General features: G+C 33.1%; 19 protein-coding genes. 3 read left to right on the top strand and 16 right to left on the bottom strand.

What is annotated here, in order from left to right; genetic code table 11:
• Positions 1–71: 71 nt before the first annotated feature.
• The 3 genes from BMX53_RS05450 to BMX53_RS05440 form a co-directional block, all read right to left on the bottom strand.
• Complete coding sequence (locus tag BMX53_RS05450) at positions 72–1,871, bottom strand: cytochrome-c peroxidase (protein WP_074744996.1); 1,800 nt, start codon at positions 1,869–1,871, stop codon at positions 72–74.
• Between the two features lie 71 nt (positions 1,872–1,942).
• Positions 1,943–3,433 carry a PhoX family protein gene (locus BMX53_RS05445; protein WP_038987673.1) on the bottom strand — a complete coding sequence of 497 codons (1,491 nt, stop codon included), beginning with the start codon at positions 3,431–3,433 and terminating at the stop codon, positions 1,943–1,945.
• 192 nt (positions 3,434–3,625) lie between these two features.
• Complete coding sequence (locus tag BMX53_RS05440) at positions 3,626–4,549, bottom strand: DUF6985 domain-containing protein (protein ID WP_038987674.1); 924 nt, start codon at positions 4,547–4,549, stop codon at positions 3,626–3,628.
• 508 nt (positions 4,550–5,057) lie between these two features.
• On the opposite strand from BMX53_RS05440, the gene BMX53_RS05435 reads away from it, so the two are divergent.
• Positions 5,058–6,047, top strand: coding sequence for a diaminopimelate dehydrogenase (locus BMX53_RS05435; protein WP_038987675.1), 990 nt, complete (start codon positions 5,058–5,060; stop codon positions 6,045–6,047).
• 436 nt (positions 6,048–6,483) lie between these two features.
• Here the strand turns inward: BMX53_RS05435 and BMX53_RS05430 are convergent, their stop codons facing one another.
• Positions 6,484–8,457 (bottom strand): OmpA family protein, encoded by a 1,974-nt coding sequence (locus BMX53_RS05430; RefSeq protein WP_038987676.1) that lies wholly within the window; start codon positions 8,455–8,457, stop codon positions 6,484–6,486.
• Positions 8,458–8,736: 279 nt separating this feature from the next.
• Between BMX53_RS05430 and BMX53_RS05425 the strand changes: the two genes are divergently transcribed.
• On the top strand, positions 8,737–9,507 hold the full coding sequence (locus BMX53_RS05425) for a glutamine amidotransferase-related protein (RefSeq protein WP_240485516.1): 771 nt from the start codon (positions 8,737–8,739) through the stop codon (positions 9,505–9,507).
• Positions 9,508–9,794: 287 nt separating this feature from the next.
• On the opposite strand, the gene BMX53_RS05420 is transcribed toward BMX53_RS05425, so the two are convergent.
• Positions 9,795–10,550, bottom strand: a complete 756-nt coding sequence (locus tag BMX53_RS05420) for a hypothetical protein (protein WP_038987678.1) — start codon at positions 10,548–10,550, stop codon at positions 9,795–9,797.
• Between the two features lie 434 nt (positions 10,551–10,984).
• Here BMX53_RS05420 and BMX53_RS05415 point away from each other — a divergent pair, with 434 nt between their 5' ends.
• The gene (locus tag BMX53_RS05415) at positions 10,985–12,214 is read left to right on the top strand and encodes an MFS transporter (protein ID WP_038987679.1); all 1,230 of its coding nucleotides are present in this window, start codon (positions 10,985–10,987) and stop codon (positions 12,212–12,214) included.
• A 39-nt stretch (positions 12,215–12,253) separates the two neighbouring features.
• Here the strand turns inward: BMX53_RS05415 and BMX53_RS05410 are convergent, their stop codons facing one another.
• From BMX53_RS05410 to BMX53_RS05360, 11 genes are all read right to left on the bottom strand, one after another.
• Positions 12,254–12,523 carry a SemiSWEET family transporter gene (locus BMX53_RS05410; RefSeq protein ID WP_038987351.1) on the bottom strand — a complete coding sequence of 90 codons (270 nt, stop codon included), beginning with the start codon at positions 12,521–12,523 and terminating at the stop codon, positions 12,254–12,256.
• Positions 12,524–12,593: 70 nt separating this feature from the next.
• Complete coding sequence (locus tag BMX53_RS05405; RefSeq protein WP_038987350.1) at positions 12,594–13,106, bottom strand: hypothetical protein; 513 nt, start codon at positions 13,104–13,106, stop codon at positions 12,594–12,596.
• A 16-nt stretch (positions 13,107–13,122) separates the two neighbouring features.
• Positions 13,123–13,737, bottom strand: a complete 615-nt coding sequence (locus BMX53_RS05400) for an SMI1/KNR4 family protein (protein WP_038987360.1) — start codon at positions 13,735–13,737, stop codon at positions 13,123–13,125.
• A 1-nt stretch (position 13,738) separates the two neighbouring features.
• Positions 13,739–14,371 (bottom strand): hypothetical protein, encoded by a 633-nt coding sequence (locus tag BMX53_RS05395; RefSeq protein ID WP_038987349.1) that lies wholly within the window; start codon positions 14,369–14,371, stop codon positions 13,739–13,741.
• Between the two features lie 55 nt (positions 14,372–14,426).
• Entirely contained in the window at positions 14,427–15,104 is a 678-nt protein-coding gene (locus tag BMX53_RS05390; RefSeq protein ID WP_052243584.1) for a hypothetical protein, read from the bottom strand.
• A gap of 100 nt (positions 15,105–15,204) precedes the next feature.
• Positions 15,205–15,852: a DUF4240 domain-containing protein gene (locus BMX53_RS05385; RefSeq protein WP_038987348.1), complete on the bottom strand. Its 648-nt coding sequence runs from the start codon at positions 15,850–15,852 to the stop codon at positions 15,205–15,207.
• Between the two features lie 107 nt (positions 15,853–15,959).
• On the bottom strand, positions 15,960–16,523 hold the full coding sequence (locus BMX53_RS05380; RefSeq protein ID WP_038987347.1) for an LURP-one-related family protein: 564 nt from the start codon (positions 16,521–16,523) through the stop codon (positions 15,960–15,962).
• A 133-nt stretch (positions 16,524–16,656) separates the two neighbouring features.
• Positions 16,657–17,946, bottom strand: coding sequence for a kynureninase (gene kynU / locus BMX53_RS05375; RefSeq protein ID WP_074744994.1), 1,290 nt, complete (start codon positions 17,944–17,946; stop codon positions 16,657–16,659).
• A gap of 171 nt (positions 17,947–18,117) precedes the next feature.
• On the bottom strand, positions 18,118–19,077 hold the full coding sequence (locus BMX53_RS05370; RefSeq protein WP_074744992.1) for a hypothetical protein: 960 nt from the start codon (positions 19,075–19,077) through the stop codon (positions 18,118–18,120).
• A 52-nt stretch (positions 19,078–19,129) separates the two neighbouring features.
• Positions 19,130–20,134, bottom strand: a complete 1,005-nt coding sequence (locus BMX53_RS05365) for a metal-dependent hydrolase (RefSeq protein ID WP_074744990.1) — start codon at positions 20,132–20,134, stop codon at positions 19,130–19,132.
• Between the two features lie 458 nt (positions 20,135–20,592).
• Positions 20,593–21,072: an Lrp/AsnC family transcriptional regulator gene (locus tag BMX53_RS05360; RefSeq protein ID WP_006258948.1), complete on the bottom strand. Its 480-nt coding sequence runs from the start codon at positions 21,070–21,072 to the stop codon at positions 20,593–20,595.
• Positions 21,073–21,108 lie beyond the last annotated feature (36 nt).

Below are 21,108 nucleotides of genomic sequence, written 5' to 3'. Positions count from 1 at the left end.
AAGTACATTTTTTAATCTATATATAAACAAGAAAAAACTCATAACACAAATTATGTATTATGAGCTTTCTTCTATTTTTTAGATTGATCACTTAATGCTTTCATAAAAGCGACAATATCACCAATCTCTTGTGTTGTTAACTCCAGTTTATCTTCTGGTAATGTTTGACTATCTACTTTTAATCCTAGGCCTAATCCCCCTCCTTTATTATAAAAATCCATTACTTCTTCTAAGGTTTCATAGACTCCATTGTGCATATAAGGCCCACTCTCGCCAATATTTCTAACAGTTGGCGTTTTAAATGAATGCTTTAATTGCGCTAAATCAGTATTATAAACAAATCTTCCCAAATCAGCATCTAGCATTTTCCCTCCCTTATCTGCTGGCACACCTAGTACCTCTTGTTCTGAATTAGTAAAATATGGAGGTACAGTCCCATTAAACAACGGCATAAAATGACAAGTAGCACACTGAGCTTTTCCAACGAATAAGTTAAAACCTCTCTTCTCTTGCTCATTCATAGCCATTTTATCCCCCCTCATATACTGATCAAAACGAGAGTTAAACACAGATAACGAACGAATGAAAGAAGCCAAAGCATTTTCTAATTGCCATACTTCTATATCTTTATCACTCTTATATACTGTTTCAAATTTCTTTTTATAATGATTTGTCTTATTTAAATGCTCTACTATCTCTTTTAGATCACCATGCATCTCATCCTTATTAGTGATTACATCAGATGATTGACTCTCTAATGTTACACTACGCATATCCCAAAATTGTCCGTGATAATAAGCCGCATAGTTTAAGGATGGAGTATTGCGTTGCAATGGTTTTCCTTTTAAATCTAGTGCTGTTTTAAGACCATCGCTATACGCCTTATCACTATGATGACAGTCAGCACAGCTTCTAGCCCCATCTTTTGATAATTTATTATCAAAAAACAACTCTTTTCCTAATGCTACTTTAGCAGGAGTTAAATAGTAAGTAGAATCTGGTAAAAACGCATTCAGATTAACTGCGTTCTCATCAAATAAAGAAGCCATACTACCTTTTACCACCTGATTACCATCATTAAATGGAATACCTAGTTCTTTTTGTAATTCCACAATTCCTTTAGACACAGGATCTAAATAGGTAGTTATAAACTCTAGATAATCAAATGTAGTTTTACTAGGATTCTGTTTACAAATCTCGATTGCCTTATCTAGTAATACAGTCAGTTGTTGAACACTCTCTTTATCTCCCCATTTTTTAGATAGTGTTAGTACATTCTTTACACCTTGAAGACTAGCTGTGGCTTCTACAAATTGAAGTTTACTAGCAGGAGTATCAAACCCTGTAATCCCTAAAGCTGTTATTTGGAATACTTCCATTTTTAATGCTTCTAATACCAAAGCATCTGAAATAGTAATTACTTCAAAATTCTTGCGCATAGTATGAGCAAAGTTCTTCAATCTCTTAGAATCCAAGAGCAAGTCTTTCTCTTGAGAAGAGGCAAAAGTAGGATATAGATATTCCTCTACAACCTGAAATCCCTCAGCTGGAATAAACTTATTCTCATCTAAGTCTAATTGGTCTAATGCTGGGCCATTAATAGCCTTACTCGTATGTGGTAAAAAATAAGACACTGCCCATTCTATCTCTTTGTAAGCTAATCTACTTTTTATAAAAGCATTTCTTATTGTTATGCTATCTCTACCTACTTCTACATTCTTAATTAAATCATCAATTTTAGACTCTAAACTATCTACTTTAGATAGTAAGTAGTCATTATACTTTATATCTTCATATTGTTTAGCCTTATCATTACAACTCAAAACAGTTATACTTAACACTAAAATTCCTATATACTTAATAATCTTCATATATCTAAAAAAAGACCTCCAGCAGTATATTAACTATACCACCAGAGGTTACAAAACACTATATTCTAAATCTATCTTTCAACGTTGCGGATGATCACTACTTGACCTCCCTCTTTATTCTTGTTTACTCCTGCTTTATCAGCATTTGCAAACTCATCTTTCTGCCATGTATGTGAGTGAATATTTACAGAGAATGTTCCCGGCACACCTACTAAGTCAGAAATATCTTCCATAGCACCAAATTCCCATGAACCAAACTTCTGAAGGTTACCAGACTGGTTATAGTTCTTTTGCCATTCAGCATTATCGCGATTATGTTTCATATTCAACCATGGCTTATAAGTACCATCAGCTATTTTATATTGCCAGATATACGAGTCATGCTTAGCATCTGCGTAATACGAATCTCCATCCTCTTGGATGTACACATAGTTCTCAGTCACACATAAGTTATCTGGATTAATCAAGTTTTTACCTGGATTACTATCTCCTTCAGCAGCTACAGATAATTTACCCGTCATCATACCACTCTTATCTAATACTAACTTATAAACTCTCCCCCACATCGTATATCCTTTTACAGGATTACCACCACTAGCTTGTCCAGTTGCTGTGAAGTAAACTTCATTACCTTTACCAGCTCCTTTTCTATAATCAACGTCCTCTACTCTAGAAAATCTAATCGCACCTAAATCCATATTCTTTTGATTGATCTGTGCTCCAGTTAGATCTTTTGCTCCAGGAATTTCTACAAACTCAACCTCATATTCTTTTCCTTTCTCCATATCCATTTCAGTATATCCGCCAGATTTTCTCTTTAACGCATATAACTTTCCTCCATTTAAATCTCCTTTATTTCCAACATACATAATTAATTGTCCAGCACTCTGGTGGCTCGATCCATAACCTTGATCTTCTCCAATTAAAATAATAGTCTTTCCATTAGATACATCAGAAGGTAGAGGAACAGCATTTTCCATACTCGCTTTACCCAATGCTGGTAATACACGATCAGTATTCGATTTTAAATCAGTTGATCCCATAGGATCCACAGCATGTACCATACTTTCTTCACCTGATTCTCCTGCGGTTAAAAACACAGGCCCAAATCCATGAACCTCAGGTTTAGCCAGAGTAGCAGAACAAAGTCTAGTAATACCTCCAATACCATCAACAATATACTCTCCTTTTACAGGTTTAAAAGTCTTGTCTAAATAAACTCGAGATACAGACTGCATGATTTCATGATTAGTAATCATCAGGAAGCCTTCTCCTTTTGGATTTTTCATAAATCCTGCTCCATCAGGTTGTCCTCCAAAAACAAAATCTGGTGATTCACTAAGTTTATCCTCACTTGAAATCAGTGAGAATATTTCTAATTTTTCAAAACCTGGCATTGCATATACAAATGCAGGTGTTTTTGAATGGTTTTTCAGCTCAATTTTGTCGCCATTGTTGCCTTCAGACCCATTGTTAGAAGTGTTATCATCATTACAACTTACTATAGAAGAAGTCATGATTAAACCCAAAACCCATACAGGTAATTTGTAGTTAATTTTCATTAGTTTATATTTTTTTGCTAATACAAACTTACCTTTCGTATTTTAGGTTATCATTACTTACAAATTACCAAATCTTTAATAAAAACCTTACTTTATCAATCAATTTAAAATTACTGTTACCACAGTGTAAGGTATAGAACTATTTATATAAAAAAAGAGAAAACTCTATTTGAATTTTCTCCATTTCCATTTTTATATACAAAACGCAGTATCTGCTCCTCCTATATCCTTTACTTTATTATCATAAGTCATAAAGCCCAATGCATGCTCACTATCCCACGAACAATCAAACAAATAGCCTATATGTGGTTTATCATCAAGAGACTCTATTATAATATAAATAACTAATGGAGTAATCAATCTCCCAAATTGCTCCTTATTTTCTACATCAGGCATAAAAGCCTCTTTATCTGCACCTTCATAACCATAACGAGGTTGCCACTCTTTATACTTTAGCAATAATTGATCTAGTAGTCTATCTAAGATAACCTCCTGTTTCTCTTCAATGTATTTCATAGTCTTCTGCAAAAGATCTTCCGCCTCTTCTTCAGTCACTTCCTCTTCCATATAGTCTAGCATCACCTCACAGCGAATTGTATCTTTAATTTGAAAGAAGGAAGCCCACAGAGGTAACTCTAATTCTCCCTCTACTTCTATCTCATCATCATACTCTGGCTCAACCAATTCTCTAGGATGTTCTAAGTGTTGATTAAAGAATTTGTAACAAAAAGGAGCTCTACTGAAGATATAGTCAGGCTCTACTGCATAACACAGATTAAGATAATACAATGCTTTTTCCTCATTCCCACAACTCAAGCAACATTCTCCTTTATAATAATTTCTAATATACTCTGGGTTATCGTTAGCTCTTGTATGTTTATCTCCTTCTTCAAGCCAAAACATCATCTGCCCAAAACTCCCTTGCTTAATATACTCATTCACCATACGTCCTATAATAATATAGCTTTGATAAATTGTGTACTTTACCTCATCTGCCTGCTTCCACTGCTCTTCTATAAAAGCAATCAACTCCTCTGTAGTAGCTGTACTAGTCTTTAAACTGAATTTATCTAAATAATTATCTATCTTATCTATGATATGCTGTGCATCTGTCATGTTTTCTTCTTTTGTTGTAAGACAAAAATAGGGAAATGTTTTTTGTAGTTTGTTATTTTGTTATTTGGATAGACTACACGTATTTATCTTGTTCCACTTTTTTCCAAATACTTCTCCTTTTATCCATTATCTTCCAAATACTTCCACTTTTTTCCATTTTAAAAAACATAACACACTATAATTCAGTAGCTAAACAAATACTCATTCCTTCGGAAGCCTTTCGGAAGAGTTCAGTATTTCTTCGGACTGAAAGCCTGTTTTGCGAAGAACTCCAAAAGACAGCCCGATAAACTCCCGAAGAAAATGGTATTCTTGAGGAAAAATCAAATGGCAATTTCCTACTACTACTGAATGCAAAAAAATAATTCATTATTGTAAACTGCCAACAATTTCTCATTTTAAATTCTTAATTAAATTCAGCTTCTTTATATTTTACCTAAATTAGCCCGCTTATAAACTAACCTCCCTTCATAGGGATTATACACACTTTTTAAAACAATAATACAATATGATTACTTCTAATCACAATCCTATCAAAATAGGTATCGTAGGTTACGGAAACTTAGGTAAAGGGGTAGAATTAGCTATCCGTCAGAATGCTGACATGGAGCTTGTGGCTATCTTTACGAGACGAAATCCTCAAGATATTAATACCTCAGCAAAGACTGTTCATATAGATCAAATCACAGATTATAAAGACATCATCGATGTAATGATTATATGCGGTGGGTCTTCTACAGACTTACCTGAACAAGTACCTTATATCGCTCAATGGTTTAATACGGTAGATAGCTTTGATACACATGCTAAAATTCCTGAATTCTTTGAGACTGTAAATAAAGCTGCTAAAGACCATCATAAACTAAGCTTAATCTCTACAGGTTGGGATCCAGGACTATTCTCTATGTTGAGATTGTTAGGAGAAAGTATCTTACCTCAAGGAGAGACTTATACGTTCTGGGGAAAAGGACTTAGTCAAGGACACTCTGACGCGATTAGACGTATCTCTGGTGTAAAAGGTGGTGTACAATACACTATTCCTATTGAAAGTGCATTAGAAAGAGTACGCCAAGGTGAAAACCCTGTATTAACTACAGCTGAGAAACACGAACGCATTTGTTATGTAGTAGCTGAAGATGGTGCTAACACAGCAACGATAGAGCATGCGATCAAAACAATGCCTAACTACTTCGCAGAATACAACACTACTGTTCACTTTATCTCTGAAGAGGAATTAAAAGCAAATCACTCTGCTATGCCTCATGGTGGTAAAGTATTTAGATCTGGTATAACGGGCACAGATACAAAACAGAATATAGAGTTTGGACTTACTTTAGAGAGTAACCCTGAGTTTACATCTAGTGTATTAGTTGCTTTCTCTCGTGCAGTGTATAAACTAGCTCAACAAGGACAAATCGGCGCTATCACAGCTTATGATATTCCTCTAGGAGCATTATCTCCTAAATCAGCTGAAGAACTGAGAAAAAACCTTTTATAATTTTCAATGAAGAATGAGGGATGACAACTCTTTTGAGAAATACCTTATTCTTCTTTCCAAAATATTCCCACACAGAATATAGTATATGTTGTAGGGAGCGAATAGTAATTCGCCCCCTACTATTTTATGCTAATAGATCTAATATTGTTTATGTTACCTGGATAATAATCCATCTCTACTTTGACGCCCTATTTGTGTTGCTGCCTGAAGGTAATATATAACACAATCATCTTATCAATCCCTTAATCTTTAAATCCTAATTCATACAATATACAATGTGGAGTTTCGAGTGCGATTCTTCCTATCGTCAGAAGGACAAGGTTTGTGGATATTGATTATGATGAACGCAAAGTCAAGAGACTATTGCGTAACGTAGTTTACATGATGCCGTAGGCAACAACTGTTAACTAAAAAAGCGGCAATAGCCGCTTTTTTGTTATAACTCTGTCACAATAAATTCACTTCTTCTATTCATTTGGTGTGCAGCTTCACTACACGGCACTCCATTTGAACAATTGTTTTGTAATTGTGTTTCTCCATATCCTCTACCAGTTAATCTACTAGGGTCTATTCCTTGAGAAATCATCCATTGGATAGTTGCTTTCACACGTCTATCAGATAATGCTAAGTTATACATATCATTACCTCTACTATCTGTATGTGAACGTACATCTATCTTCATTGTAGGATATTCCTTCATTACCTCAACAACTTTGATTAGTTCAATCGAAGCATCTCGACGGATAAACGACTTGTCAAAGTCAAAGTATATTGGTTGTAATTTAAGTTTCTTAAATAAATCATCATTTATACCTACTGATTGTGAAGCTTTATCTAATCCTAAATTAACCACTTTATCACCAGTTACATCAGGAGAAGCAAAGACTAGCTCTACTGTACTATAATCAGTAGCTTCTGCCTTAATACGGTATTTATCACTACAGTCTAAAGACTCTGAACTATAATTACCGTGTTCATCTGTCTTGATTGTTTTAGATTTCTCATATAGTCCATCAGAGATAACTACAGTAGCATTAGGAATACCCTTATTAGTCTTGATATCATATACAGTTCCTTTTATATAGTCTAGACAAGCTTTTTTGATAAAAGAGTAAATATCATCCCCTCCTAATCCATCAGGTCTATTAGAACTCACATAACCTGAATTAGACTCTCTACTTATATAGATAGAAAAGTCATCAAAAGGGCTATTAATAGGAGCTCCTACATTCACTACCTCTCCTATCTTTCCATTCTTATCGATCTTCGCTGAGAAGATATCTAACCCTCCTAAACCTGGATGCCCATCTGAAGCAAAGAACAAATAGTTATCTGAAGAGATAAAAGGAAATGTCTCTCTACCTGCTGTATTAACTTGTTTACCTATATTCTCGATTCCTCCATATACATGATTAGGATATAGAGCTACTCTATAAATATCAGATTGCCCTTGTCCATCTACATCTTCTCTATCTGACGAGAAATATAACCATTCGTTATCTGGCGTTAACGCAGGATGGGCTGTATTAAAGTTGTCTGAGTTAATAGGTAATTCTCTAATGTCTCCCCAAGTGCCATTAGACTGCTTGGTTGCGCTGTATATTTTTAATAAAGAAGAATTCTTTTTATTGTTCTTGCGTTTCCCTTTTTGATTAGAGTTGTTACGTGTAAAGAACATAGTCTTTCCATCCTTAGTGAAAACTGCTGTAGCATCATTTACTTTTGAGCTCAACTCTGGTGCATACACTACAGGCTCACCCATCTTACCATCTGCTAAAATAGTACTGCTATATAAAGTAGTAAAACTCTCATTAGTCCACTCGTGTAATTTCTTACTAGATAACTTATCAGAAGGCCTAGCAGAAGTAAAAATCAATTGGTCTCCTACTACAGCTGCACCATAATCAGAATAAGGTGTATTAATAGTAGTATTTGTCAGTGTATAACGAGAAGCATGGTCTTTTATATTATTTAGATAATCTTTATTAACTAAATAAAGCTTTGATCTAGAATCTCCTTTCTCTAATGCAACAAATTGTTCCATTACTCTCTTAGACTCATCGTATTGCTCAGCTGCTTTAAGAGTTTGTGCATATCTATAATAATACTCAGAAGGTATAGTTACTGAATTCTTATCGTCATACTGACCGTTAAACAGTTCATTATACCACTTATTAGCCTCTAATAGTTTACCATTGAAATAATATGAATCTGATAACTTCATAAGAATGTCAGCATTGACATAGCCTTTTTTGGCCATCTTTTCATATATCTTAATAGCATCTATATATGCTAACTTACTATACTCTTTATCAGCTTTTTTCTCAGCACTACGCTGTGCTTGCACATTAGTACTAACTGCTAGTAAAAAGATACTTAACAAACTTGCTTTTAGTAATTGTTTTCTCATACGTTACACTGTGAATGTGGGGTTAATCACCTCATACAAAACTACATCAACTATTATCAAAAACACAACAAAACAAGACAGCTAGCCACAATAATATTATTTAAACCTTATTTTATAACTATTTAATCATTTATAAACGTTTTTAAAACAATAAAACAAGTATTACTATAAGTATTTAACACAGTTTAGTAAAACTAACAGAATACAAAACAATCTTCCTTTATATATAAGGGATTTGGACTAGGAAATTTTGATAAATCTGGACTACAACTACCTTTTATGAGCAGATTACTTTTGCCACTAAATAAAACAACTATGCATATACATTTTGTAATACACGAAGAATTTGAGGCTCCTGGAGCTCTAGTAAATTGGGCTATAGAAAATAATCACAGTACTAGTATGACCAAATTATATGAATACAATGTATTACCTACCTCAGCAGAACACATAGACCTCTTACTAGTTTTAGGTGGACCACAAGATCCTATCACCACCACAGATGAATGTCCGTACTTCGATGCACAAAAAGAGAAGGAACTAATCTTAAAATGTATCAAAGCTAATAAAGCCGTAGTAGGTATCTGCTTAGGTGCACAACTTATAGGAGAAGCTTTATGTTGTGCATTTAGTCATAGTCCTGAAAAAGAAATCGGTGTATGGCCTATAACACTTACTGAAGAAGGAAAGACACATCCTAAGTTTAAACACTTTGGCGAAATACTACCTGTAGGACACTGGCATAATGATATGCCTGGACTTACACCAGATGCCGTAATCATAGCTACTAGTGCAGGATGCCCTAGACAAATAATAGAGTATTCAAATCTAGTATATGGCTTACAATGCCATCTAGAATTCACTCCTGAGGTTATAGACTTACTAATTGCTAATGACTCTGAAAGTATTGCATGTAATATTGATAAGGCCTTTGTACAATCTCCTGAAGTAATCAGAAGTTTTGACTACACAATAATGAATCAAGCTATATTCACATTCTTAGATAAATTACTAGAAGACTACCAAAAAACAATACAAGAGACTAACTGATAAGAATTAAATATGATAGATATCCCAAAACTTATAAGGAAAGGATATTACAATATCGAATTAAACCCAGATTCTGCGATAGACAAATTAACGAGAGTGAATTATACAAAATAGCTCTAAACTTATGAAAAAAGCATACTATAGTATGGTTTTAGAAGAAGTGAAAGAGATATAAAGTAGAATTAGCTCGTAGTATTTGGCTAATACGGAATCTGGGTTTAAGTATAATCTAGATTTAATTTCACACTATTCGCCAAAAAAGCCCTGAGTAACTCAGGGCTTTTTTACTATCCGTCAAAGTTCATTTCGACGCAAACTTTATTATCTATCACCAAATCTATAATATGATCTGTGATAAGTTGATCTCCCATAGATATAGTAGTCTCTATATGTCCCGATTTAAAATATCTAATATTAGTACTATATATTTCTAGTGTATCATACCAATGATCATCAGCCTTTCCTTCTATAAATGGTAAATAACCATTCTTATCACTATTATAAAATTCTATAAGTGGGCTTCTCAGATCAGTAAGCCAATGTAAGTACTCTATCAACTCTAACTTATCCATATCTGAAAGATCACTTGATGTACTTACTTTAAACCTATCTGTAGGACAATATTGATTAAACACCACTATTCTTTTAGTGTTTAAATTATACTGGTTACTCCCTTCTTCTTGTTCTATAAAGTCATCTAAACTCAAGATAGGTACTTCTTTCTTTTCTCTTGTTTTACGAACATCTTTTAATCCAAAAGTATCTTTATACGTCTTTGCCTTCTCTGAAAAAACAAACAGTTTAGATTTAACTTTAGAATCATTAGAATCCGATACTTCTAATAATAGTTTATAAGCAGTCTGCCAATACTCTAACAGAGCATATATGTGGCATTGTAAAGTTTTATTCTCTACTGTCTGATCTTCTGCTTGTAACTCGTATAATAGATCAAACAAGTCTATTGAGATATCGTGATTATTATAAATTTCTCTAAATTGTTTAGAGAGTTCATTATATCTCTTTTTGTAATGGGTAATATTCATTCTTTCTTTTAGCTATTTTTTTATTCTCAAAAGCTATGTATTTCAATATTGTTTTAAATCTTTATAAATAACACAGTCTTTTCACAAATCAAATATATAAAAAAGAATAATCACTTATATTTGTCGCTTGCTAATTTAATTCTGTATTAAAGCTCTCAACCCTAAAATCTTAGCATTCACAAGGACTCTAAGTAATCAAATAATTTTAAATACACTCTTAATTAAAATTATTCTAATTATACTAGATTAAGCAATAGCCCTATAAACACGAGTTAATTACACTTATTATCTCTAAACCGAAGAGACAACATACTATGAAGTATAGTTGTAAGGTAGGTAAAAGAGTGGTTGTGTAGAATTAGCTTCTAGTACAAGGCTTATGCGGTATTTAGGATTATAATACATAGATTAGCCCAACAAGTATAAACAACAATATGAGTAAAGTAAACAATCAAGTTTTTACAAGCTATGAAAAGTTTGTAATCTTCATTTTAGCTATAACACAGTTCACAGTGGTACTAGACTTTATGGTCATGGCTCCTCTAGGAGACTTACTATTAAAAAGCTTGTCTATGACTGCACAGGATTTCGGTATAGCCGTATCAGCCTATGCGTTTAGTGCAGGAGCATCTGGACTACTTACTGCAGGCTTTGCAGATAAATATGACCGCAAAAAATTATTGCTGTTTTTTTATATCGGCTTTATTATTGGAACGCTATTCTGTGGATTGGCCAATTCATATATAACATTGGTGTTAGCGCGTATCTTCACAGGATTATTTGGAGGAGTTATCGGATCTATCTCTATGGCTATTATCACTGATATCTTTACTCTACAACAGCGAGGGCGTGTGATGAGCTTTGTGCAAATGGGATTCGGAGCTAGCCAAGTACTAGGTATTCCTATTGGGCTATACATTGCCAATAAATGGTTTTGGGAAGCTCCTTTCTTTATGATTGTTGCCATGTCTATTGTTATTGCTATTTGCATTGCTCTTTATTTAAAACCTGTAAGAGAACATTTAAGTCTACAGCCACAGAAGAAGGCTATGGCTCATCTATGGAATACACTTAAGAACAAAGAGTATAGAATTGGATTTATGTCTATCACTATGTTATCTGTAGGAGGATTTATGATGATGCCATTCGGAACTATCTTTGCTGTAAACAACTTAGGTGTACACCCTGATCAATTACCAATACTATTTATGATATCAGGAGTAACATCTCTTACTCTGATGCCCTTCATAGGACGCTTAAGTGATAGAATAAACAAGTTCAAGCTATTTACTATAGCTACTATTTGGTTGATGATAGTATGTGTAGTATACACTAACTTCTTCCATATACCATTTTGGTTAGTTATCCTTACAAATATTTGTATGATGATAGGTATTATGAGTCGTATGGTACCTTCATCTGCTCTTAATAGTGCTGTACCCGAAACTGCAGACAGAGGTGCTTATATGAGTATAACATCTTCTTTACAACAAATATCTGGTGGTGTAGCTGCTGCTATCGCTGGGTTAATTGTCTATCAAGAACATGAGAACAGCCCGTTGATTAACTACGATATTGTAGCATATGTATTAGTAGTAGTATCTATCATAAGTATTATCTTAATGAGTAGGGTAAATAAACTAGTCAAAAAGAGATATCTATAAAGTAAAAGGGAGAGTATGTGGTATACTCTCCCTTTTACTTTATATCAATGCTGTAATACAGGCAAACAATCCAAATAACACACCTGGTGCATTGGCTGATGCTATAGGCCAGCCTTTCTTCTTTACCCCATATACGACCCAAAGAGAACAATTTATAGATGCTACTAAAGGCTGTATATAATCACTTTTATTTCCGTTTAGATTACCTATGATCTGAGGTATATAAGACACATACATTGCAATAGACATTACTGTAGCCACAATACCTAACACTCTGATAAATTTAGTCTCTTGGTTCTTTTCTTTCATAGTATCTATCTTGTATACCTACAATATATAAAAACACAAGAAACTTTACAATAAAAACCTGATTATCAGTCTAAATATTTTGGCGTTCTACTTCTAATAGGCGCTCTTCCTCCTCTTCGTCTGCATCTATCTCTGTTACTAGTGTCCAGACATCTGTTGTCGTCTTTAAATAAGTCGAAAGTACTTTATCTCGTTCTAATCTTGCCATTACCTTTCGCAAACTAGTTAAAAAACCATTTGTAAAATTCTCAAACAATACTTGATCATCCAAATTCTCAACAATACTGAAATATTCATCTTCTATTGGCTCATATTCACGTCCCCATAGCTCTCGCAGCTCCTCAATGTAATCATCAACTACCTCGTATGTCCAATCTGGTGGATAAAACTTCCTAGCTCTATTGAGCTCATCTGTATCTAAACTCAATAAAACATAGCCATTATAAGCGCTACAATTAAATGCGAAAGAACAAAAGCGTTCTTCTTTTATAGCTGACTTACTTACAATCTCTATAGATTGTTTAGTTAGCGTATATACTACTTCTTCAAACTGATACTTGTTTTGAAAATCATTCCAATTCATTATTTACTCTAATTAATTAATACATCCATTTTCTTACGATATCCTCTCCAACTAGGTCACAGACTACCTCTTCTGCCCACTGTTCCACTAGATCTTGCTCTACATCTCCAAACAGATCTGCCTGTGCAAAGACTAAACATCCCTTTAGGTAATCATCAAAAGAATTGAAAAGCTTAGTGATATAAGGCTGGCTATCGTGATCAAAGTAATAAATCTCTTTAGTATCCTTATGAAAACAAAACATATTGCCATTGCCTAAATACTCACTAAAAGTAATAAGAGAAGGCAATACAGCCATATCTTCTGCTGTAAAGTCTGGCCCATACTCTGGGTGAGGTTCCCATATTTTGATTATATAATCAATATCGCTGAACTGCTGTAACTCTTCCCCTATATCAGCTATACCAAAAGTCTGATAAAATAGCTTTAGTGTATCAGGTAAACTTGCTCCTAATCTTAGTTCTAAAGCTTCTATTTCTTCTATTGGGATTGGATTAGCTTTATCATTGCTCCACAATTCATCTAAAGCCGTTATAATGCGCTCTGTATTACTCTGCCAAAGCTCATCACCGATATAATCAAAAGGAATAATGATATCTTCTTTTTTATTTATAAATATTTCTTCTGCCATCTTATTCATTTAAATATATACTTACTAAGTAAAATAACACTCCTTCATCCGTATGGTATTTTGCTATCCATTGATTCCACCTTTTACTTGATATAACAATATTATTTTTCTTGTTATCACTGTATTCCCTGCTATCGTTAAACTTCTTTTTTAAAGTAGCAGTATCGCCATTAGCTCTATACTCATAATTATCAAAAATATTCTTCTTAATCGTTGCTTCAAAACCCGTATTTAGATCTTTATAAACCTTATATCCATGAATATTGGTTTTGTATTCAAAATCGACATTGTTGTCCTTACTTTTGATATGAACTCTATCGAATCCCTTTACCTCATAAGTAGCCTGATACCTAGCAATAGGCTTAAAACGCTCTATAAGCTCACTAAAAAACTTAATCCTCAAACTCTCATCATCTCTTATTCCTTTGTATTCTAGGTTTAAGTAATCCTTTGTAAACTCTATTTCGTTCCAGTTTCTATCCTTATAAACTAAGCTATTAGCAAAGCCTTTTTTTAATGAAGCTGAACTTGCAAAGTAAACACAAGATAGATTCCCATCTTTATCCACCTCTATCTTCTGCGCTTGTAGCTTAATGGTACAAAAAACGATAAATACAAAACATATAATCCTCATGTTTAATGCCTTTTTAATTACCTGTATTAATGTATTACTTAAAGTAATGAAATCATTAAAAATACCAACTCCACTCCTGTCCTTTACTCAGATATTGATTGATTAAATATAGAAAAACAGCTTCTTCACTTCTATACTCTGCTAGATATTTAGCCCAAGTATTAATACTCATTTCTACTTTGTTCTTCTCACTATCTTGATACTCCCATCGATCAAAGATATTCTTCTTTAGAGAGGCTGATTCTCTTCCCGATTTATAGTTATAGGTTCCTAATATATCCTTTCCTATAGTACGTTTGATTCCTCTGCTTTTATCCTCGAATACTTTATTGCCAAAGAAGTCTGTACTGTATTCTATTTTATTCCCTCTGTTGTCTTCTATAATAACTTTACCTGAAAAATCTATCTTATATCCTGCTTCGTACCCTGAAGTATATTTATACCTACTGATATGATCCATTAGAAACATTCTTTGACCTTCTTCATTGTCTATAAGTTCTGGATATTCTTTTTCTATATACTCTTTAGAATATTCTACTTTATTCCCTCTATTATCTGAGAATACAAGCCCTCCGAAAAAGCTCTTCTCTAACTTAGCATTATATCCGTAGTGATAATAGGTTAGATTATTCTTATAATCCTTCTCTATACGCTGAGCACTAACACTAGTTACAGCAAGAATAGATGCAAATAGAACAACTGTTCTCAACACTAGTTTATATGGTTGTTTCATATACCTTTCTTTTAAAAAAATAATAGCTCAAGGTACTGATACTTGTGCTTTAGTCAAAAAAAAAAGTTTAAGATTTAAAACCTTAAACTTTTCTCATTATTTATTCTTCGATGTCTGAACGGACATCACAAATCTCTTCTACTAAATCTGGATACAGTTTTTGTAGTTCTGTTCCTCCTTTTACTTCTCTATTCATCTTCACATCTGCATCATCATAGTTAACTACCTCTGGGAATGATTCATAAATAGCATCTCTAATCTCTTCTGACTCTTCTACACCATTCATCTCTTCATTAGCTAAATCTGCAACATACAGAAGCTCCTCACCATCACAATCTCCTATGTCAAAGCTATACTCTCCATTGACAAAAGCCTGAATGTCTTTAGATATTTCTGCTACAAAGTCTTTTCCTTTTAATAATAACCAACATCTAAAATAGATAAAAGCATCATCAGATATCGTGTCATCAAAGTCAATCACATCTTCTTCAACATCGAAATCATTATTAAGAATAATATATAGCTCTGCTATTTCAGCTGTATATAACTTATGCAACTGTTGCTGCATAACCTTTTCAAATACGATTAAATGCTCTTTATCTGTCTTACTTAACATGTCGATCATCTGATCAATATGTTCATCTTGATCGTACTCTTCCCAATCAAAATCTTTTACTTCATTAGACTCATCAATAATCTTCCAAAAGAAATTATCTTGTTCTTGTTGTGTTGCTTTAATAATACTCATATCTCCGTATTTTAAGGTTCTTGTTTTACACAATAAATGTAGGTAATATATTCTAGATACCCCTAGTCCTTACTCATAAATTAGTAAATAATATACTGTGTATTTTTCTATATAGATTGCTTAGGTGTCCAAGTTTTATCAAAACTTCTGTTTTGAAAAATTAAATTACCTATATCATAATTAAACAGTCCTTTATCTTGTGATTTATAAGTATAGTTATCATAAGCTAAACAACAAGCAATCAAGAATTGCTGATCTGCATCATCATTAGCAGTGATTTGATAATTATCTCCATTAAACCAAGATACACTTGCTTTATCCCACCAAGCTACTTGCTTTCCGTTTTCAAACACAGAACACTTGCGTCCTCTATGAGGATAAATATCATATACTTTTTGATTATACGTACACTGATAATGTGTTTTCCAATATGACTTCATTTCTAATTTAGCCTCTCGCCCTCTAGCATCAGTCAATACATAAGTTGGGTAGATAAAAAAGAACTTTTTCTTCACCATAAACACCTGTTGTTTAGTCTCTTCTGAAGACAGATGAATCTCAGCGAACAATCTAAAGATCTTCTGATCTCCAAAGTATTTCTTCTCTCTATCTACATAAATATCATATTTACTACCTATTGATATTTTGTGTTGATTAATGTCTATAATCATGCTTTATTCTGGATTTTATACAGCAGTAAAACTAAATATAAAAAGGCTTTTAACACCTATGTTTAAAAGCCTTTTTTAATCAATTTTAAAGTCTAGTTTTAATAAAAGACCTATGGTGCTGTATGAGTATTATTTAAATAACTATCGCTCTTTCATTACTAAAGTTATTCCACTCTTTATTTTTACCAATCAATTCTAGGGTATCTATTAACTTATAAACCTCTTCGTATGAATTATATAAGGCTATAGGAGCCAAACGGATTACATTTGGTTCTCTGTAATCAGGTATAAAATTATGTTGCTTTAAAGTTAGACAAATACGGTATGCTTCATCGTGCACTAGAGCCACATGACCTCCTCTTTTACTATCTTCAGTCTCATTATTATACGAATACCCATAGGCTCCAAGACGCTCTTCTATTAGATACATCATATAAGCTGTTAAGTTTAAGGATTTAGCCCTTACATTAACCATTCCTGCTTCTTCATATATATTCATCACCCCTTCTAATGGTGCCATCGAAAATATATTAGGTGTACCGGTCTGATAAGCTGTAATATCTAATGCTTGGTCAAACTGATGTTTTAACTGAAACTGCGTCTCATCTTTATTGCCAAACCAACCTGCTAAGCCTACTTGTTTGTCAAAGTGCTTTTGATTAATATAAATACCTGCTGTAGAACCTGGTCCTGCTGATAGGTATTTATAATTACACCAAATAGCAAAATCTGGTTGAACAGTCTTAAAATCATGAGCTACAGCTCCTATTGAATGACATAGATCAAAACCGATATAAATACCTCTCTTATGTGCTTCTTTAGTCAGGCGCTCCATGTCTAATAATTGAGAACTTCTATATAATACTGATGGCAACAGAATAACTGCTACCTCTTCAGTCATTGCTTCTATCACAGCCTGCTCATCTATAAAGACACCATCTTGACTAGGTACAATCTTAATTACCTCGTCAATACACATACCTTTAAGAGCAATCTGACTATCTATAGCATATCTGTCCGTTGGAAAATTAAGATCATCTACTAATATCTTATATCTCTCTTTTGTAGGTTTCCAAAAAGTTGCTATTGCTTGATGGATATTTAATGTAGTATTCGCCGTGATCATTACTTCATTAGCTTCTGCGTTAAGCAATTTACCTACTCGTGCTCCAAGGTTTTTACCATAATTAAAATAATGCCCATTATCTGCATTCCAAATTAGGATTCCTTCATTCTTCCACACTTCCATCACCTTTAACAAGGCTTGCTCTGCATCTTTAGAGGCTAATCCTAGCGAATTGCCGTCCATATAGATTTTATTACCTGATAACGGATAAAACCTGTCTTTAAATTTACTTAATACATCTTGTTGATCTAAAGTTCTCGCTTGTTCTATTCCTAGTGTAAAATTTCTATTAGCCATATCTATAATCTCTATTCTGTTGACCTGCAAGTAACAACTATATCAACCATAAACTAAGGCATTTTTGTGTCTAAAATCGAAAACAAACTATCCTATTTTGTCTTTTAGCGAAAAACAAGAACATAAAGCATTGACAAGATACTTTAGGAATACAACATAAAAAAAGAGCAACTAATTGCTCTTTATATCGTTTAAGATTGTTCTTTGTCTATTTAGATAAGCTATTTTTTCGACCTCTGCTGATTGAGAAATTAATGTAGACGTTCGTTTAACTACACTTAATTGGTGTGACTGTGCAGCATTAAAAGAGGCATCGAAAGACAATAAACTATTGGGAAATTCTAATTCTAGTATTGTTGTTTCTAATCCTTCTGATTTTAAGTAAGTCTGAGAAAGCTCAATAATAATATGCGAAATATAAAGATCGATCTCCTTATTTCTAAACATACCCGTGTTTCCTATTTCACTTATTAAATCTAAGATTGCTTTTAACTCTTCAAGTAATAGAAGTCTGTTTTCTGAAGTCAAAAGATTAATCTTAGTAAAAAACTCAATATCACGTAAGATACCCATTAACAAATCAGGCCCTAAATAAACAATTAATTTAAAGTCTGTCAATGCTTTCCAATATTGGTCATGTACCTTCTTAAGAGAAGAAGTCAATACAATCTGATTAAAAGTCTGTTGAGGTTTAACTCCTCCTTGATTTAATTGCATTTTTAATAGGCGAAGCTTAATCAACCCTTCATAACTAAAATAGAATAGCTCTGGTAGATTTTTACATACAAAATGTATTGAGTGCTGAGATTTAGAATCAAAGCCCTCTAATACATTTAAATCAGCCTCTAACTTCTTTATATAACTATTTACTAGAGTATCTTCTTCAACTACTCTAAGATTACAAGTTACTTTCTCCCCTCCTTCTCTAATCACAAGAGAAGTCAAATTAATATTCAATGCCTTAGCTATTAGTACAACTTCTGATAAGGTAAACTCTACTTCACATCTTATTCGTCTATAGCAAGCTTCTTTGCTTAAATGCACTAACTCTGATAAAAAGTCAACAAGTTTAACTCCTTCTGGGAGTTGTTCTAAGACAATAGTAAGAAGATGCTTTTGATATACAGACATTAGTAAAGATAAGTTAGTATTATAATAGTTAAAATGGGATGAAATACATTAATTAAATTCCTTGAAGTCTAACCCAAAGCTTTTTAAGTAATTTAACGCCATCTTTACGGTCTTTTTTAACCTCTTCTGCCTGTAGTTCTCCTTTGTTATCCAAGTAAAAACGATAACTAAACGCAAACTGCACCTCTTCTCCCTCATTCTTTAATAATCCAAATCGCAAATCATTAAAGTAAATTTCTTCTTTCTTCTCAGAGAAGGTATAGTATCCTTCACTTATATCAACTAACCTAACAATTAGAGGATGATTCTCTAGTGACTTAATCAATACTTTATTTTTAGGAAACTCTTGAAAAGTAATCGGTGAATGGTCAAAGAACGAATATTCACCTATTAGGAACGAATCCTCTGTCTCTACAATAGCATTCCATAAGATAGTATTCATCACTGTTGGTTTTACAGACATTTCTGTATACTTAATTCCTTGTTTAGACAAAGCATCTGTAAAGCTATAAAAAGCAAATGCCTTTAGCGCTAATGTTATAAACAGATAACTAGAACTCACATAAAACCCCATACGATTATAATACATCCTCTTATTCATATCTATCTTTTCTCGCATAGAGCGAATTAAGAAGTAAGCAAAGGGTAAAGTATATAAAGGGTCTATGACGAATATAGACTTAAAAGCAAAAGAATAATCAAAAGGCCATAGTAAACGTGTTCCCCAAGTGGTAAACATATCTAAAAGAGCATGGGTAAAGAACCCCCAAAAGAACAACCAGAAACCTTCTTCTATGGTTACTTTATTTTTCCTTTCAATCAAGTACATTAGATACCCTAAGATAGCACCTCCAAATAAAGCAAAGAGAATAGAATGTGTAAAACCACGATGTACTTCAACAGCAGTGATAGGGTCAGTAAAATAAACAGACAAAATATCTAAGTCAGGTATAGTACCTGCAATAGCTCCGTAAAGTATCGCTTTATTGCCAATCTTACGACCAGCTATAGCGTTACCAACAGCAGCTCCTAGTATAATTTGTGTTAATGAATCCATGTTTTTTCTTTCAAAAATACAAATAAAAAGAAAAGAAGGACTAATTTCTTATTTCATTCCTTGGTAAATAAGGCTTTCTATCAATTTTGCTTCTAACCTATCTTACAGAATTAGCTCTTAATTTGATCTGTAGGACAGTGCTTAATCATTACGAGGTCTATTGTTGGGCAAATAGCATCTCTAGTCTACTAAACTCACCATATTGTCCATAAATAGTCCAACAAAAGCTAAATAAGGAAAAGAAGAAGAATGGATAAGTGAAGAATTAAAGCTTTCAATTAAAACAAGTCATGTAGTTATATAAACAAGACAGAGAATCATCTATTTTTAGATATTTACCATCAGATAACTAGGAATAGATCGTTTATATGAACAAAACTAATACATATACCAACTAAAGTGTATAAAAAAAGGGAAGTCAAATTGGCTTCCCTTCTCTATATTAATAGCAACTTATCTTATAATTCTTTAAAGATAGTGTGCATTAAACGTTTTTTATCGTTGATACTTTCTTCTAAAGAAATCATTGATTCTGTTCTGTAAACTCCTTCAATATCATCGATCATGTAGATTACCTCTTTAGCATGACGTGTATTTTTAGCTCTAATCTTACAGAATACATTAAACTTACCTGTTGTAACGTGAGCAACAGTTACGAATGGAATCTCATTAATACGCTCTAAAACGAATTTAGTCTGAGAAGTATTGTGTAAGAAAATTCCAATGTATGCGATAAATGCATATCCTAATTTTTCGTAGTCTAAAGTTAATGAAGAACCTTGGATAATTCCAGCATCTTCCATCTTCTTAACACGAACGTGAACAGTACCTGCAGAGATTAATAGTTTTTTTGCTATATCTGTAAAAGGAACTCTCGTATTGTCAATCAACATATCTAGGATTTGGTGATCGATTTCATCTAAACGAAATTTACTCATAAATCAATTATTTATCTTATTATAATCTATAATTCT

The organism is Myroides marinus (genome assembly GCF_900109075.1).
Taxonomy (GTDB): domain Bacteria; phylum Bacteroidota; class Bacteroidia; order Flavobacteriales; family Flavobacteriaceae; genus Flavobacterium; species Flavobacterium marinum_A.
This window is presented reverse-complemented; position numbering and strand designations above follow the sequence as displayed.

Excerpts from the sequence above, each read along its gene's own strand:
- BMX53_RS05440 (WP_038987674.1), bottom strand. The coding sequence starts at position 4,549 with ATGACAGATGCACAGCATATCATAGATAAGATAGATAATTATTTAGAT.
- BMX53_RS05415 (WP_038987679.1), top strand. The coding sequence starts at position 10,985 with ATGAGTAAAGTAAACAATCAAGTTTTTACAAGCTATGAAAAGTTTGTA.
- BMX53_RS05400 (WP_038987360.1), bottom strand. The coding sequence starts at position 13,737 with ATGGCAGAAGAAATATTTATAAATAAAAAAGAAGATATCATTATTCCT.
- BMX53_RS05365 (WP_074744990.1), bottom strand. The coding sequence starts at position 20,134 with ATGGATTCATTAACACAAATTATACTAGGAGCTGCTGTTGGTAACGCT.
- BMX53_RS05405 (WP_038987350.1), bottom strand. The coding sequence starts at position 13,106 with ATGAATTGGAATGATTTTCAAAACAAGTATCAGTTTGAAGAAGTAGTA.
- BMX53_RS05380 (WP_038987347.1), bottom strand. The coding sequence starts at position 16,523 with ATGATTATAGACATTAATCAACACAAAATATCAATAGGTAGTAAATAT.
- BMX53_RS05360 (WP_006258948.1), bottom strand. The coding sequence starts at position 21,072 with ATGAGTAAATTTCGTTTAGATGAAATCGATCACCAAATCCTAGATATG.
- BMX53_RS05385 (WP_038987348.1), bottom strand. The coding sequence starts at position 15,852 with ATGAGTATTATTAAAGCAACACAACAAGAACAAGATAATTTCTTTTGG.
- BMX53_RS05410 (WP_038987351.1), bottom strand. The coding sequence starts at position 12,523 with ATGAAAGAAAAGAACCAAGAGACTAAATTTATCAGAGTGTTAGGTATT.
- BMX53_RS05390 (WP_052243584.1), bottom strand. The coding sequence starts at position 15,104 with ATGAAACAACCATATAAACTAGTGTTGAGAACAGTTGTTCTATTTGCA.
- BMX53_RS05445 (WP_038987673.1), bottom strand. The coding sequence starts at position 3,433 with ATGAAAATTAACTACAAATTACCTGTATGGGTTTTGGGTTTAATCATG.
- BMX53_RS05370 (WP_074744992.1), bottom strand. The coding sequence starts at position 19,077 with ATGTCTGTATATCAAAAGCATCTTCTTACTATTGTCTTAGAACAACTC.
- BMX53_RS05430 (WP_038987676.1), bottom strand. The coding sequence starts at position 8,457 with ATGAGAAAACAATTACTAAAAGCAAGTTTGTTAAGTATCTTTTTACTA.
- BMX53_RS05420 (WP_038987678.1), bottom strand. The coding sequence starts at position 10,550 with ATGAATATTACCCATTACAAAAAGAGATATAATGAACTCTCTAAACAA.
- BMX53_RS05450 (WP_074744996.1), bottom strand. The coding sequence starts at position 1,871 with ATGAAGATTATTAAGTATATAGGAATTTTAGTGTTAAGTATAACTGTT.
- BMX53_RS05395 (WP_038987349.1), bottom strand. The coding sequence starts at position 14,371 with ATGAGGATTATATGTTTTGTATTTATCGTTTTTTGTACCATTAAGCTA.
- BMX53_RS05425 (WP_240485516.1), top strand. The coding sequence starts at position 8,737 with ATGAGCAGATTACTTTTGCCACTAAATAAAACAACTATGCATATACAT.
- BMX53_RS05435 (WP_038987675.1), top strand. The coding sequence starts at position 5,058 with ATGATTACTTCTAATCACAATCCTATCAAAATAGGTATCGTAGGTTAC.
- kynU (WP_074744994.1), bottom strand. The coding sequence starts at position 17,946 with ATGGCTAATAGAAATTTTACACTAGGAATAGAACAAGCGAGAACTTTA.